This is a genomic window from Streptomyces sp. TAA204 (assembly GCF_000424965.1).
In genome coordinates this window covers 505,808-518,985 of the sequence record NZ_AUKW01000001.1, presented here as the reverse complement: position 1 = coordinate 518,985, position 13,178 = coordinate 505,808, and the positions used below count along the sequence as shown (strand labels likewise).

General features: G+C 70.8%; 11 protein-coding genes and 1 riboswitch. Of the genes, 7 read left to right on the top strand and 4 right to left on the bottom strand.

Going from position 1 to position 13,178, the window contains the following annotated elements; all coding sequences use genetic code 11:
- Nucleotides 1-78: 78 nt before the first annotated feature.
- Nucleotides 79-237: riboswitch (SAM riboswitch) on the top strand.
- A 19-nt stretch (nt 238-256) separates the two neighbouring features.
- The 4 genes from thrC (at nt 257) to groL (ending at nt 4,559) form a co-directional block, all read left to right on the top strand.
- Nucleotides 257-1,561 (top strand): threonine synthase, encoded by a 1,305-nt coding sequence (gene thrC, locus H343_RS0102210; protein ID WP_028429803.1) that lies wholly within the window; start codon nt 257-259, stop codon nt 1,559-1,561.
- Nucleotides 1,558-1,836, top strand: a complete 279-nt coding sequence (locus H343_RS0102205) for a MoaD/ThiS family protein (RefSeq protein WP_028429802.1) — start codon at nt 1,558-1,560, stop codon at nt 1,834-1,836. The genes thrC and H343_RS0102205 overlap by 4 nt, the downstream gene beginning before the upstream one ends.
- A 468-nt stretch (nt 1,837-2,304) precedes the next feature.
- Nucleotides 2,305-2,508, top strand: a complete 204-nt coding sequence (locus tag H343_RS0102200) for a cold-shock protein (protein ID WP_028429801.1) — start codon at nt 2,305-2,307, stop codon at nt 2,506-2,508.
- 422 nt (nt 2,509-2,930) lie between these two features.
- Nucleotides 2,931-4,559: a chaperonin GroEL gene (gene groL / locus H343_RS0102195; protein WP_028429800.1), complete on the top strand. Its 1,629-nt coding sequence runs from the start codon at nt 2,931-2,933 to the stop codon at nt 4,557-4,559.
- Nucleotides 4,560-4,693: 134 nt separating this feature from the next.
- On the opposite strand, the gene secD is transcribed toward groL, so the two are convergent.
- The 3 genes from secD to H343_RS28420 all read right to left on the bottom strand — a co-directional run bounded on the left by secD (nt 4,694) and on the right by H343_RS28420 (nt 8,226).
- A complete protein-coding gene (gene secD / locus H343_RS0102190; protein WP_028429799.1) occupies nt 4,694-6,952 on the bottom strand; it encodes a protein translocase subunit SecD in 2,259 nt (752 codons plus the stop codon).
- A 75-nt stretch (nt 6,953-7,027) separates the two neighbouring features.
- Entirely contained in the window at nt 7,028-7,435 is a 408-nt protein-coding gene (locus H343_RS0102185; protein ID WP_158679496.1) for a hypothetical protein, read from the bottom strand.
- Nucleotides 7,432-8,226: an IclR family transcriptional regulator gene (locus tag H343_RS28420; RefSeq protein ID WP_051264457.1), complete on the bottom strand. Its 795-nt coding sequence runs from the start codon at nt 8,224-8,226 to the stop codon at nt 7,432-7,434. Before H343_RS28420 ends, H343_RS0102185 begins: the two co-directional genes overlap by 4 nt.
- Nucleotides 8,227-8,435: 209 nt before the next feature.
- Here H343_RS28420 and H343_RS0102175 point away from each other — a divergent pair, with 209 nt between their 5' ends.
- The 3 genes from H343_RS0102175 to H343_RS0102165 all read left to right on the top strand — a co-directional run bounded on the left by H343_RS0102175 (nt 8,436) and on the right by H343_RS0102165 (nt 11,792).
- Nucleotides 8,436-9,539, top strand: a complete 1,104-nt coding sequence (locus H343_RS0102175) for an Ldh family oxidoreductase (RefSeq protein WP_028429797.1) — start codon at nt 8,436-8,438, stop codon at nt 9,537-9,539.
- A gap of 10 nt (nt 9,540-9,549) precedes the next feature.
- Nucleotides 9,550-10,938, top strand: a complete 1,389-nt coding sequence (locus H343_RS0102170) for an MFS transporter (protein WP_051264456.1) — start codon at nt 9,550-9,552, stop codon at nt 10,936-10,938.
- 89 nt (nt 10,939-11,027) lie between these two features.
- Complete coding sequence (locus H343_RS0102165; RefSeq protein WP_037901853.1) at nt 11,028-11,792, top strand: SDR family oxidoreductase; 765 nt, start codon at nt 11,028-11,030, stop codon at nt 11,790-11,792.
- A 22-nt stretch (nt 11,793-11,814) separates the two neighbouring features.
- Here the strand turns inward: H343_RS0102165 and H343_RS0102160 are convergent, their stop codons facing one another.
- Nucleotides 11,815-13,035, bottom strand: a complete 1,221-nt coding sequence (locus H343_RS0102160; protein ID WP_028429794.1) for an MFS transporter — start codon at nt 13,033-13,035, stop codon at nt 11,815-11,817.
- Nucleotides 13,036-13,178 lie beyond the last annotated feature (143 nt).

Below are 13,178 nucleotides of genomic sequence, written 5' to 3'. Positions count from 1 at the left end.
GCGGATGACGACCGCACGCCGGGTCCGTCCGGCGGCCACCGCGGCAGTGCCGCGCCGTCACCGTCGACAACTTCACACCGCTCATCCAGAGGGGCAGAGGGAACGGCCCGTTGAAGCCCCGGCAACCCTCCAGCCGGTCTCGCGTACAGCGCCAAGCTGATGTCAAGTGCGAGGCTCCCGGCTAGGGAAGGTGCCAAGTCCGTCTCCTGGCGAGATACGTCATGAGGAAGATGAGGAGAAAGGGCCTCGCCACATCATGGCTGTTCAAGCTGCTCCCGAGCGTTCCGCCGCCTCCGCACCCGGCTCCGGTCCGTCGCTCGGCCCCGCCGCGGGTCTCTCGTGCCGCGAGTGCGGGAAGCGTCTGCCGCTCGGCCCGGTCTTCGCCTGCGAGGAGTGTTTCGGGCCGCTGGAGATCGCCTACGACTTCCCCGGCGGCGACCCCGCCGGGCTGCGTGAGCGCATCGAGGCGGGCCCCGACAGCATCTGGCGCTACGCGCCGCTGCTGCCCGTCCCCGCCGACGTGGCCTCCAAGCCCAGCATCAACCCCGGCTTCACCAAACTCGTCGACGCCGGCCGGCTCGCCCGTGAGCTGGGCGTCACCGGCTCCCTCCACATCAAGGACGACTCGGGCAATCCGACGCACTCCTTCAAGGACCGCGTCGTCGCCATCGCCGTGGAGGCCGCGCGTGCCTTCGGCTTCACGACCCTCTCCTGCTCCTCGACGGGCAACCTGGCGGGAGCCGTCGGCGCCGCCGCGGCGCGCGCGGGTCTGCGCTCGTGCGTGTTCATCCCGCACGACCTGGAGCAGGGCAAGGTCGTCATGGCCGCTGTCTACGGCGGTCAGCTGGTCGGCATCGAGGGCAACTACGACGACGTCAACCGCTTCTGCTCGGAGTTGATCGGCGACCCGGCCGGCGAGGGGTGGGGCTTCGTCAACGTCAACCTCCGTCCGTACTACGCGGAGGGCTCCAAGACCCTCGCCTACGAGATCTGCGAGCAGCTCGGCTGGCGGCTGCCCGACCAGCTCGTCGTGCCCATCGCCTCCGGCTCCCAGCTCACGAAGATCGACAAGGGACTCAAGGAGCTGATCGCGCTCGGTCTCGTCGAGGACAGGCCGTACAAGATCTTCGGCGCCCAGGCGGAGGGCTGCTCGCCGGTCTCCCGCGCCTTCAAGGACGGGCACGACGTCGTGCGCCCCGTCCGCCCGCAGACCATCGCCAAGTCGCTGGCCATCGGCAACCCGGCCGACGGTCCGTACGTGCTGGACATCGCGCGCCGTACGGGCGGTGCGGTCGAGGACGTCGACGACGGGCAGATCGTCGACGCGATCAAGCTGCTGGCGCGGACCGAGGGGATCTTCGCCGAGACGGCGGGCGGTGTCACCGTCGGCGTCACGAAGAAGCTGATCGAGGAGGGCAGGCTCGATCCGTCCCTCACCACCGTCGTCCTCAACACGGGTGACGGCCTGAAGACCCTGGACGCGGTGGCGCCGACCACCGGTCCGTCCGCCGTCATCCGTCCCAACCTGGACTCCTTCCGAGAGGCTGGTCTCGCATCATGAGCGTGAACGTCCGTATCCCGACCATCCTGCGCACCTACACCGGGGGCCAGGCCGAGGTCAGCGCCGAGGGCGCGACCCTCTCCGAGGTGCTGGCGGATCTGGAGAAGAACCACACCGGCATCGGCGCGCGCGTGCTGGACGACTCCGGCAAGCTGCGCCGGTTCGTCAACGTGTACGTCAACGACGACGATGTCCGTTTCGAGCAGGGTCTTCAGACGCCGACCCCGGACGGCGCGGGTGTCTCCATCATCCCGGCCGTGGCGGGTGGCTGCTGAGGTCGTGAGAGGTCGGTGAAGGCCCTCCGCGGCCGGCGCCGTTGACCTAGCGTCGGACCGCCTCCTCCAGGCAGGGCGCAAAACGGAGGGGGCGGTTCCGTGTCTGGAGACGCGATAGGGTTGCGCACGATCCCATCCCCGTGACCGGCCGGGGCACGTGCCGGGCGCATATGAGAACGCGACAACTTGCCTGTGAATTCCTGGTCGCAATTGTCGTGTTGGTGCCCTATGCCTGGCCCCGCTTGCCCCGATTCCTCTTGGATCGCGGGCATTCGACCCCTCTCCGGGGGCTCAGAATTCTCGTCCTCATGACCTGTTGCAGAGGGCGTCCGTCCAGATACATTCAGCGGCGGTCGACGCCTTCCGGCGCACGCCTCCGCCCTTTCCGGACGTGGTGCCGGAGGTGGGGTCTGACCCGGGTTCGTGAAGTGCGGGCCCGTGCAAGGGCCAGTAATAGGGGAGTTGGGCATGGCTCAGGGCACCGTCAAGTGGTTCAACGCGGAGAAGGGATACGGCTTCATCGCGGTCGACGGTGGTGCGGACGTGTTCGTGCACTACAGCGCGATCCAGATGGACGGGTACCGCACCCTGGACGAAGGGCAGCGGGTCGAGTTCGAGATCTCGCAGGGGCAGAAGGGGCCGCAGGCGGACATGGTCCGTGTGACTGCCTGAGCGCCGACCGAACTGCGCAGAGTTTCAACGAGCTTCAACACAGCCGTGTGGAGGGGCCGTACCCCGGCAGGGGTACGGCCCCTCCGGCGTGGGCCGCGGAACTGCGCCCTCCGGGCCGTGGCCAGGGCCGGCGTGGGCGGGGCCGCGTGCCGTGTGCGCTCTCTCCCGGTGCGGGCGGTGTGTCCCGATCGCCCGGCGTGCTGCCCAGGGCGCTTGCACTCGCAGGGGTCGAGTGCTAATCATTGCGTTAGCACTCTACGAGTGAGAGTGACAGTCAAGGACCGGGTCGGTGAGGCTCGTTTCGCCGGTGGAGCAAGGAACCACACGGTTGCGGGCCGTCCGTCGCGGGCGCCAGCGCGGTCCGGTATTACCCGTCCCCTGGTTGTGCAGGGGGATCCCCAGTCCGGGAGGGACCACTTCACATGGCCAAGATCATCGCGTTCGACGAGGAGGCGCGGCGCGGCCTCGAGCGCGGGATGAACCAGCTCGCCGACGCCGTCAAGGTCACGCTCGGCCCCAAGGGCCGGAACGTCGTGCTGGAGAAGAAGTGGGGCGCCCCCACGATCACCAACGACGGTGTCTCCATCGCCAAGGAGATCGAGCTCGAGGACTCCTACGAGAAGATCGGCGCCGAGCTGGTCAAGGAGGTCGCGAAGAAGACGGACGACGTCGCCGGTGACGGCACGACGACCGCGACCGTCCTGGCCCAGGCGCTCGTCAAGGAGGGCCTGCGCAACGTCGCCGCCGGCGCCAACCCGATGGCCCTCAAGCGCGGCATCGAGCGTGCCACCGAGGCCGTCTCCGCCGCCCTGCTGGAGCAGGCCAAGGACGTGGAGACCAAGGAGCAGATCGCCTCCACGGCCTCCATCTCCGCCGGCGACCCGCAGATCGGCGAGCTCATCGCCGAGGCGATGGACAAGGTCGGCAAGGAAGGCGTCATCACCGTCGAGGAGTCGCAGACCTTCGGGCTGGAGCTGGAGCTCACCGAGGGCATGCGCTTCGACAAGGGCTACATCTCCGCGTACTTCGCCACCGACATGGAGCGCATGGAGGCGGAGCTCGAGGACCCCTACATCCTCATCGTCAACTCCAAGATCAGCAACGTGAAGGACCTCCTTCCGCTGCTGGAGAAGGTCATGCAGTCCGGCAAGCCGCTGCTGATCATCTCCGAGGACGTCGAGGGCGAGGCGCTCTCCACGCTGGTCGTCAACAAGATCCGCGGCACCTTCAAGTCCGTCGCCGTCAAGGCCCCGGGCTTCGGCGACCGCCGCAAGGCCATGCTCGGTGACATCGCCATCCTCACCGGTGGCACCGTCATCTCCGAGGAGGTCGGCCTCAAGCTGGAGAACGCCGGTCTGGAGCTGCTGGGCCGCGCCCGCAAGGTCGTCATCACCAAGGACGAGACCACGATCGTCGACGGTGCGGGCGAGAGCGACCAGGTCGCCGGCCGCGTCGCGCAGATCCGTGCCGAGATCGACAACTCCGACTCGGACTACGACCGCGAGAAGCTCCAGGAGCGTCTGGCGAAGCTGGCCGGCGGCGTCGCCGTCATCAAGGCCGGTGCCGCCACCGAGGTCGAGCTGAAGGAGCGCAAGCACCGCATCGAGGACGCGGTGCGCAACGCCAAGGCCGCCGTCGAGGAGGGCATCGTCGCCGGTGGTGGCGTGGCTCTGCTCCAGGCGGCCAGCGTCTTCGAGAAGCTGGACCTCGAAGGTGACGAGGCGACCGGCGCCCAGGCCGTCAAGTACGCCCTGGAGGCTCCGCTCAAGCAGATCGCGGTCAACGCCGGTCTCGAGGGCGGCGTCGTGACGGAGAAGGTGCGCAACCTGAAGCCGGGCCACGGCCTGAACGCGGCCACCGGTGAGTACGTCGACATGCTCGCCGAGGGCATCAACGACCCGGCCAAGGTGACCCGTTCCGCGCTGCAGAACGCCGCCTCGATCGCGGCGCTGTTCCTGACGACGGAGGCCGTCATCGCCGACAAGCCGGAGAAGGCGGCCGCGGGTGCGGCCGACCCGACCGGTGGCATGGGCGGTGGCATGGACTTCTGATCGCGCGGCGGTCAGTGGTCGCTCCCCCGGCGGGAGTTCACGTACCGAGGGCGGCATCCCGGAGAAGGGATGCCGCCCTCGGCGTGTGCGCGGGTGTGCGAGCGCGCGCGTGCCTGTACGGGCACGTGCCGGTGTCAGACGCGGGCGCCGTTGTCCCCGGAGGGCCTCTCCCTCCGCCGCCCCGCGGCCGGTCCGCGCGGAGGACGCGGCGGCGGGACGTTCCTGCGGGCCTCCAGTTCGACCGCGAGCGGCGCACCGACGAACAGCGACGAGTACGAGCCGGCCGCGACGCCGATCAGCAGGGCGACGGCGAAGTCGTTGAGCGAGTCACCGCCCAGCACCGCGAGCGCGGCGACGATCGCGAGCGCACCGACGCCCGTGTTGAGGGTGCGCGGCACCGTCCGTACGACCGCGCTGTTGACGACGCCGCGGAAGGAGTCCTGGCTCTTCCGTCCCGCATGCCACTCGGAGCGGACCCTGTCGAAGACGACGACGGAGTCGTTGACCGAGTAGCCGATGACGGTCAGCAGCGCGGCCAGGAAGACTCCGTCGACGGGCTTGCCCAGCCAGGCGAACGCCCCGACGACCAGCACGGCGTCGTGGGCGAGCGCGAGCACCGAGGCCGCCGCGAAGGTCCAGCGGAACCGGAATGCCAGGTAGGCCAGCTGGGCCGAGAGCGCCACCGCCAGTGCGGTCAGCGCGTTGCGGCGCAGTTCGTCGCCGAGGCTCGGTCCGAACATCTCGTCGCGCACCTTCTCCGCGTCCCCGCCCAGCCCGGCAAGCGCCGAACGCACCGTCTCCTGCTCGGCGTCGGAGAGCTTCTCGGCGCGCACCGAGATCTCCTCACCGCCCGAGCTCTGTACGAGTGCGTCCGGCAGGCCGGCGTCGGCGAGCGCGGTGCGTGCCCGTTCCGGATCGACGGCCGTGGCCGTTGAGTACTCGACCAGCCGGCCGCCGGTGAACTCGACGCCGAGGTCCAGGCCGCGCAGCACGATTCCCGCGACGGCCAGAACGAGGGCGGCGGCGGAGACGGCGAGCCAGCGGCGGCCGTGCCGCATCCAGTCAGGGTTCCGCTTCGAGAGGCGGGTGCGTACACGGCCCAGCCCCGTCAGTCCCGTCACCTTCGGGCGGGCGCGCACGGCACGGCGGCCCGTCGCGAACTCGGCCAGCGCCCGGGTGACGACCAGGGCGCTGAACATCGAGGCGAGCACCCCGATCGAGAGCGTGACCCCGAACCCGCGCACGGGCCCGGAGGCGAGGGTGAACAGCAGCAGCGCCGCGAGCAGCGTGGTGACGTTGGAGTCGACGATCGCGGCGAAGGCGCCGCGGAAGCCTTTCGCCGCCGCGGTACGGATGCTCCGGCCCCGCCCGGTCGCGTACTCCTCGCGGGCCCGTTCGAAGACGAGGACGTTGGCGTCGACGGCCATGCCGATCGCGAGGACGAGCCCGGCCAGGCCCGGCAGGGTCAGGGTGGCCCCGAACGCCAGCAGCGCCGCGTAGGAGATCAGCCCGTAGCACAGCAGGCCGACCGCGGTGAGCGCGCCGAGCAGCCGGTAGACGCAGACGACGAACGCCGAGGTGAGCAGCGTGCCGATCACCGCGGCCCACGCGCTCGCGTCGATCGCGTCGGCGCCCAGCGTGGGACCGACGACCCGCTGCTCGATCACCTCGACCGGCACCGGAAGGGCGCCGCCCTCGATGAGCGTGGCGAGTTCCTGAGCCTCCTGCTCGCTGAAGCTGCCCGTGATCCGGGTGTTCCCGCCCGCGATGCCCTGGCCGCAGGCGACGTCCGGGTCGATCTGCGGGGACGAGATCACCTTCTCGTCCAGCACGATCGCCACCCGCCGCTGCGGATCGCCCGCGGGGGAGCAGGCGGCCTTACCCGTCAGCTCCGACCAGGTCTCCCTGCCCGCCTCGCGGAAGCCGATGTCGACGAACCAGCCCGAGCCCTGCTGGGAGTCGAAGGACGCCGCGGCGGAGTCGACCTGCTCGCCGGTCATGGCGGCGCGGCCGAGCTGCGGACGCGCGGAGTCCTTGGGCGGCGCGTCCTTCACGGGGTGGAAGGTGAGCTGTGCCGTACGTCCGAGGACTTCGGCGGCCTCCTGCGGGTCCTGGAGTCCGGGGAGTTCGACGATGATGCGGGTGTCTCCGGAGCGTACGAGTGTGGGTTCGGCGACGCCCAGCGCGTCGACGCGCTGGCGCAGCACCTCCATCGTGTCGTCGGTGGTCGCGGGTGTCGCGTCCGCGGCGGCGGAGTCGCGGGCCTCCAGAACGATCTGCGTTCCGCCGCGCAGATCGATGCCCAGGCGGGGCTGTTGTGTCACGGCGATGATCGCGGCGAGTGCCGTCACGGCAAGCGCGACCAGCGCCCGCACCTTGTTGGCGCGAGTCATGGGGTTTTCCTCCAGCACAGACGCACCGCGCCCCGGTGCGGGGCCGCGGTGGCGGGGATGACGAATGGTGAGGTGTCAGATGCCTGTGCGAAGTGGCGGTGCCCGGCCGTGCCGGGGTGGGTGCTGCGTGAGGTGAGCGGCGGTGACGGCGGTGCGCGGCGGCGCTACGGAACCGCGCTGCGCCTTCTCCTCCTGCTGCCCGGCGGTGAGCAGCGGCGGGGCGGAGTGCTCGGCGGTCTGCGGCGGGTGCGTGAGCAGGCCGCGCAGGTGCGCCAGGTTCTGGGCGGGACGGTGGGCGTACCCGTCGTCATGTGTGCTGTGCGCGTCCTGCCCGAAGACCGCCGAGAGCGTGCTGCCGGCGGCCTTCGTGCCGCCGGGAGCCGGGGCGGAGAGGGCGGAGCCACCCAGCAGGGTCAGCAGTACGGCGAGGAGCACCGGCCACCGGGACGCCGTCCGCCCGGAGGGCCGCCGGGGTGGCGTCATACGGCATCAGGCCGGCGCGGGGTGAGACCGCAGCGGTGCGCGGGGGCGCCCAGCGTCAGGGAGAAGCGCTTGGCCGCCGCGGCGACGGCCTCCCCGCTCCGGGTCAGGGACGCGGCGTCGGAGAAGGTGCTGAGGGTGGCGGCGCTCATGCCGCCGACGGCCAGCCCCGAGTGGTCGAAGACGGGTGCGCCGACGGCGATGACACCGGACTCGTTCTCCTCGTGGTCCTCGGCGTATCCGCGTTCGCGGACGGTCCCGAGTTCGTCGAGCAGCTTCGCGGGGTCGGTGTGCGTGCGGTCCGTACGCGCGGGCATGCCGGTGCGCTTGAGGAGCGCGAGCACCGACTCCTCCGGCAGGGAGGCCAGTACGGACTTCCCCACGGACGTGGAGTGCAGCGTGAGGCTCATACCCACGCGGGAGGCCAGCCGGTAGGGCTTGTCGCCCTCCAGCTTGGCCGCGTACACCGCCTCGTCGCCGGTGAGCAGGGCGAAGTGGACCGTCCAGTCCGTCTCTTCGCGCAGTTCCTCCAGCGTCGGCCACGCCTGCTTGGGCAGGTCGACCTCGCGCTGGTGACTGCCGACGAGGGTGAGTATGCGGGGGCCGGTGGCGTAGCTGCCGCGGCCCAGGTAGCGGGCGAATCCGCGCTCGACGAGGGTCTGCAGGATGCGGTGGACGGTGGGCTTGGGCAGTGCGGTGACTTCGGAGATCTCCGCGATGCTCCGGTGCTGCGCCAGGGCTTCCAGCACGTCGAGCGTCTTGTCCGCCGCCGTACGCCGCGCCTCACTGGCCATCGCCCCAGTCTAGCCAGCCCCGTAGCGTGCCTTCCGCGTACACGGAAGGCAGGAATGCCCGGAAAACTGCGCAAAAGGTGCGCCGTGTCTTCCTGCTGCGCGGTGGGTTCCCAGCCGTCCGGGGCTGTGGCAGCATCTCGGCACATCAGGTTTTCCGGAACGGAATTCCTTCACACGGAATACTGAGCTGTGACGAAGGCGGCAGTGGTGTGAGTACGCAGACAGGGAGCGACGCAGAGCGGTCGACCGGTGCGCGGGAGCTGACCGGGCTGGCGGCACAGCTGCTGGAAGAGGCCGGCCTTGCGCCTCGGTCCGCGCGCTCCGTGGCGGACTCGCTGGTGGCCTCGAACCTTCTGGGACACGACTCGCACGGTGTGCGGCGGCTCCCGGGCTACCTCGCGGCCGTACGGGAAGGACTGATCGACCCCGCCCGGACCGGACGCCTCCTCTCCCGCCGGGGAGCGACCGCCGTCATCGACGGCGAGCGCGCCTTCGGGCAGCTCGCCGCCGGCCTCGCCACCGGCGAACTGCTCTCGCTGTGCGAGGAGTTCGCCGTCGGCGTCGTCACCGTGGAGAACTGCAACCACATCGGCAGGCTCGGCGAGTACACCGCCCGGCTGGCCGACGCGGGCCTGGTGGCCCTCGCGCTCTCGAACGCCGACGCCACGGTCGCCCCGTACGGCGGCAGAGAGCGCCGTCTGGGCACCAACCCGATGTCGTGGGGGCTGCCCCGCGCGGAGGGGCGGGCACCGCTCGTCATGGACTGGGCCACCGCCGCCGTCGCCGAGGGCAAGCTGGCCCTCGCCCGGACGCGGGGACTGTCCGTGGCGGAGGGGCTGCTGCTCGACTCCGCCGGCGCGGGCTCCCGCGATCCCGGCGACTTCTACCGGGGCGGTGCGCTGCTGCCCTTCGGCGGTCACAAGGGATACGGGCTGAGCGTCGTCATCGAGATCGTGGGCGGACTGCTCAGCCGCGCGGGCATCTCCAGCATGCCCGGCTACGAAGGCCACTTCGGCACGGTGCTGATCGGCGTACGGATCGACGCGTTCGTCCCGCTCGCCGAATTCCGCGCGCAGACCGAGGAGTTCTGCGCGGAGCTGGCCCGGACGGAGCCGTCCGAGGGCGGGGAGGAAGTACTGGTTCCGGGGGAGCCGGAGGAGCGAACGCAGGAGTACCGGCGCCGGCACGGCATCCCGCTTCCGCAGCGGACGTGGGAGGAACTGCTGGCGCTCAAGGGCACCGCCGACGGGGACGGCCAGGACGGCGGGAAGCCCGGACCGTACGGCGACCAGGGGGACCACGCAGATCCTTGAGGAGACGACGATGTCCCAGGAAGCACCACCACCCCCCACCACGAGGAACATACGGACCGACAGCGAACTGCGGCGCGTGGTCACCGCGTCCGTCGTCGGCACCGCGCTCGAGTGGTACGACTTCTTCATCTACGGCACAGCGGTCGTGCTCGTCTTCAACGACCTCTTCTTCGTCCAGGACGACCCGGCCATGGGCACGCTCATCGGCCTCGCCACCTTCGGTGTCGGGTTCGTCTTCCGCCCCGTCGGCGGCTTCTTCTTCGGGGCGCTGGGCGACCGCATCGGGCGCCGCTCGACGCTCGTACTGACGACGCTGGTGATGGGGCTGTCCACCGGCCTGATCGGTCTCCTGCCCACCTATGACTCGATCGGTCTCGCGGCCCCGCTGCTGCTCACGCTGATGCGCGTCTTCCAGGGGCTGGGTGCGGGCGCCGAGTTCGGCGGCGCCTCGACGCTCCTCGCCGAGCACGCACCCGCCCGCAAGCGCGGCTTCTACGCGTCGTTCGCTCAGATGGGCGTGCAGATCGGGCTCGTCCTCGGCATGGTCGTCTTCCTGTTCGTGGGGCTGCTGCCGGAGGCGACCCAGCAGGCGTGGGCATGGCGGCTGCCCTTCCTCTTCAGCTTCGTGCTGATCGCCGTGTCGCTCTATCTGCGTCTGCGAGTCGCCGAATCCCCGGTGTTCACGCAGATGAAGGAGAAGCAGAAAGTGGTCAGGCTCCCGATCAGGGAGGCGCTGCGCCGCTACCCCCGCAGCTTCCTGGTGGGGATCGGCGCGCACATCTGCGACACCTCCGTCGTGTACATCTACGCCACGTTCTCCGTGTCGTACCTGACGGTGCAGGTCGATCAGCCCAGGTGGGTGGCCCTGACCGGGGTGATCTCCTTCGGGCTCGTCGTCATCGCCCTGCAGCCGGTGTACGGCGGCCTCTCCGACCGCATCGGACGACGGCCGCTGAACCTCTTCAGCGTGATCTTCACCGGGCTGTTCGCGTATCCGTTCTTCATGCTCCTGGACACCGGCGTCCCCGTCGTCATCTGGCTGGCGATGATCGTGGCCACCTCGCTCGGCCTGGCGCCGATGATCGCCGTACAACCCGCCTTCTACGCCGAGCTGTTCGGGGCGCGCGTGCGGTACACGGGATTCGCGGCCTCCCGGGAGATCGGTGCCGCGCTCGCCGGCTTCTCACCGTTCATCGCGGCCGCGCTGCTGGGCTACGCGGACGGCGACCCGTGGCTCGTCGCGGTGTTCATGGCGGCGACGGCCGTGGTCTCCCTGATCGCGTTCCTCTACTCCAAGGAGTCCCGCGAGATGGACGTGACACTGGAGGAGTACGCACCGGCGAGCCCCGGCGGACCTGCTCCGGCGGGAGGGACGCCGCCCGCGGCGAAGTCCGACTGACGACAGGCGACTGACGACGGGCGACGGGCCGGGGACGAGAACGGACACGGACGCGGACGGACGAGGGACGAGGGAAAGGCAGAGGAGCCATGGAGTTGCGGGACAAGGTCGCCGTCGTCACCGGCGGCTGCACCGGCATCGGACGGGCCACGGCTCTCGCCCTCGCGGACGCCGGCGTGCGCGGCGTCGCCGCGAGCTGGACGCGGTCGGCCGACGCCGCGGACGCCCTGGCCCGTGAGGGGGCCGCACGGGGCTGCGAGATCGTGGCGGCCCGGGCCGACGTGTCCGACGACGCGGCCGTGCGGAGCTTCGCGGAGAAGGTGCTGGAGCGGTTCGGGCGGGTGGATGTACTGGTCAACAACGCGGGCACCACCCGCCCCGTCCCCGAGGGGGACCTGGAGGGGCTGGGCGACGACATCTGGCACGAACTGCTGGACGTCAACGTCGTGGGGGCCTTCCGTACCGTGCGGGCGTTCGCGCCCGCGCTGCGCGAGAGTGGGGGAGCGGTCGTGAACATCTCCTCCATCTCCGCCTACCGCGCGGGCGGTTCGTCGATCGCCTACGGCGTGAGCAAGGCGGCGATGCTCCAGCTCACCCGGAACCTCGCGAGCGCCCTCGCTCCCGAGGTACGCGTCAACGCCGTCGCCCCCGGCACGGTCGCGACCCGCTGGCAGACCGGTCTGCACGGAGAGGAGGGTTTCGCCGAGCGGGCGGAGGCCGAACGCAGGAGCGTCCCGCTTCGGCGTACGGCGGAAGCAGGCCATGTGGCGCAGGCCGTACTCGGGCTGCTGGGAATGGACTTGGTGACCGGCGAGACGGTGATCGTGGACGGCGGCAAGCACGTGCGGTACTGACACCGCTCCCCGCAGCGGCACGTCAGGCCCCTCGCCCCGCCCGTACCTGCGCGGCCAGCACCGACCCGGCCAGCACGGCGACCGCGACGCTGAAGCCGATACCGGCCGCGCGCAGCCCCACCGCGTCGGTCGCGACCCCCTCGCCGATCACCGGCAGCGACAGCGCGACGTAGATGACGACGAAGAACGTCGAGGCCACACCGGCCCGTTGGGCGAACGGTGCCCTTGCGTTGACGGCTGTCAGACCGGCGCGGAAGCTCATACCCTGGCCCAGCCCCGCCACCATCCCCGCGATGAGGACGAGCGGGAAGGACTCCAGGGCGAGTCCCGCCGTCAGCAGGCCCATCCCGGCGACGAGCCCCGCACAGCCCACCGGCAGCGACGCCTCCCCGAACCGCGGCACGAGCACGATCTGTCCGACGGTCGAGGCGGCGAAGACCGAGGCGACGACGCTCCCGGAGAGCGCGAAGCTGTGCAGGCCGAGCACCTCCCCCAGGAATGACGGTGCGACCGCGGTGAACAGGCCGAGCACCGCGAACCCCGCGAAACCCGCGGTCGCCGCGCGTACGAACACGCCGCGCACCTCGGGCGGCACACCGGGCCTGGACGGCCTCAGCCGCGGACGGCGGGCGGCACCCTCGACCGTCTCCGGCACGAACCACCACACCCCGGCCGTGACGAGGACCAGCAGGACGAGATCGACGGCGTAGGGCAGACGCAGTGGCGCCGGGGCGAGTTCGGCGAGCAGCCCGGCCAGCAGCGGGCCGCTGCCCAGTCCGCCCATGTTCACAGCCGTCGCCACCAGGCTGGCGCGCTCGGTGTTCTCCTCGCCGGCCAGGTCGACGAGCGCGGCCGTGGCCGTACCGGTGAAGACGCCCGCCGACAGCCCGGACAGCACCCGTCCCGTGAAGAGCAGCACCAGATCATCGGCCGCCAGGAAGACCACCGCGCTGAGCATGGAGGCGGCCAGACCCGGCAGCAGGGCACGCCGGCGGCCGATCTGGTCCGAGACCCGGCCGAAGAGCAGCAGGGCGCCGAGCACTCCCACCGCGTACACGGCGTAGATCACCGTGATCATCAGTGTGGAGAAGCGCAGTTCGCCCTGGTAGAGCACATACAGCGGCGTGGGCAGGGTGGTGCCCATCATCGTCACCGCGAACGCCGCCGCCACCAGCCAGAACGCCGCGGGGCGCGGCACCGTGACGCGCGGGCGGGAGACCGGTCCGTCGCTGGCTGCGTCCATGGACCCATGATCCGCGCAGCCGCTCCCGGCGGCGAACTCGCCGTGCGGCCAACCGCGTCCCGGGGGAGCCGGTTTGCACGGCGGCAGCAGGGCTACCCGGTTGTGAACTATCCGCTTGGAGTAGAAAGCTCGGGGTAGGTCAT

Excerpts from the sequence above, each read along its gene's own strand:
- H343_RS0102205 (WP_028429802.1), top strand. The coding sequence starts at position 1,558 with ATGAGCGTGAACGTCCGTATCCCGACCATCCTGCGCACCTACACCGGG.
- groL (WP_028429800.1), top strand. The coding sequence starts at position 2,931 with ATGGCCAAGATCATCGCGTTCGACGAGGAGGCGCGGCGCGGCCTCGAG.
- H343_RS0102170 (WP_051264456.1), top strand. The coding sequence starts at position 9,550 with ATGTCCCAGGAAGCACCACCACCCCCCACCACGAGGAACATACGGACC.
- H343_RS0102165 (WP_037901853.1), top strand. The coding sequence starts at position 11,028 with ATGGAGTTGCGGGACAAGGTCGCCGTCGTCACCGGCGGCTGCACCGGC.
- H343_RS0102200 (WP_028429801.1), top strand. The coding sequence starts at position 2,305 with ATGGCTCAGGGCACCGTCAAGTGGTTCAACGCGGAGAAGGGATACGGC.
- thrC (WP_028429803.1), top strand. The coding sequence starts at position 257 with ATGGCTGTTCAAGCTGCTCCCGAGCGTTCCGCCGCCTCCGCACCCGGC.
- H343_RS28420 (WP_051264457.1), bottom strand. The coding sequence starts at position 8,226 with ATGGCCAGTGAGGCGCGGCGTACGGCGGCGGACAAGACGCTCGACGTG.
- secD (WP_028429799.1), bottom strand. The coding sequence starts at position 6,952 with ATGACTCGCGCCAACAAGGTGCGGGCGCTGGTCGCGCTTGCCGTGACG.
- H343_RS0102185 (WP_158679496.1), bottom strand. The coding sequence starts at position 7,435 with ATGACGCCACCCCGGCGGCCCTCCGGGCGGACGGCGTCCCGGTGGCCG.
- H343_RS0102160 (WP_028429794.1), bottom strand. The coding sequence starts at position 13,035 with ATGGACGCAGCCAGCGACGGACCGGTCTCCCGCCCGCGCGTCACGGTG.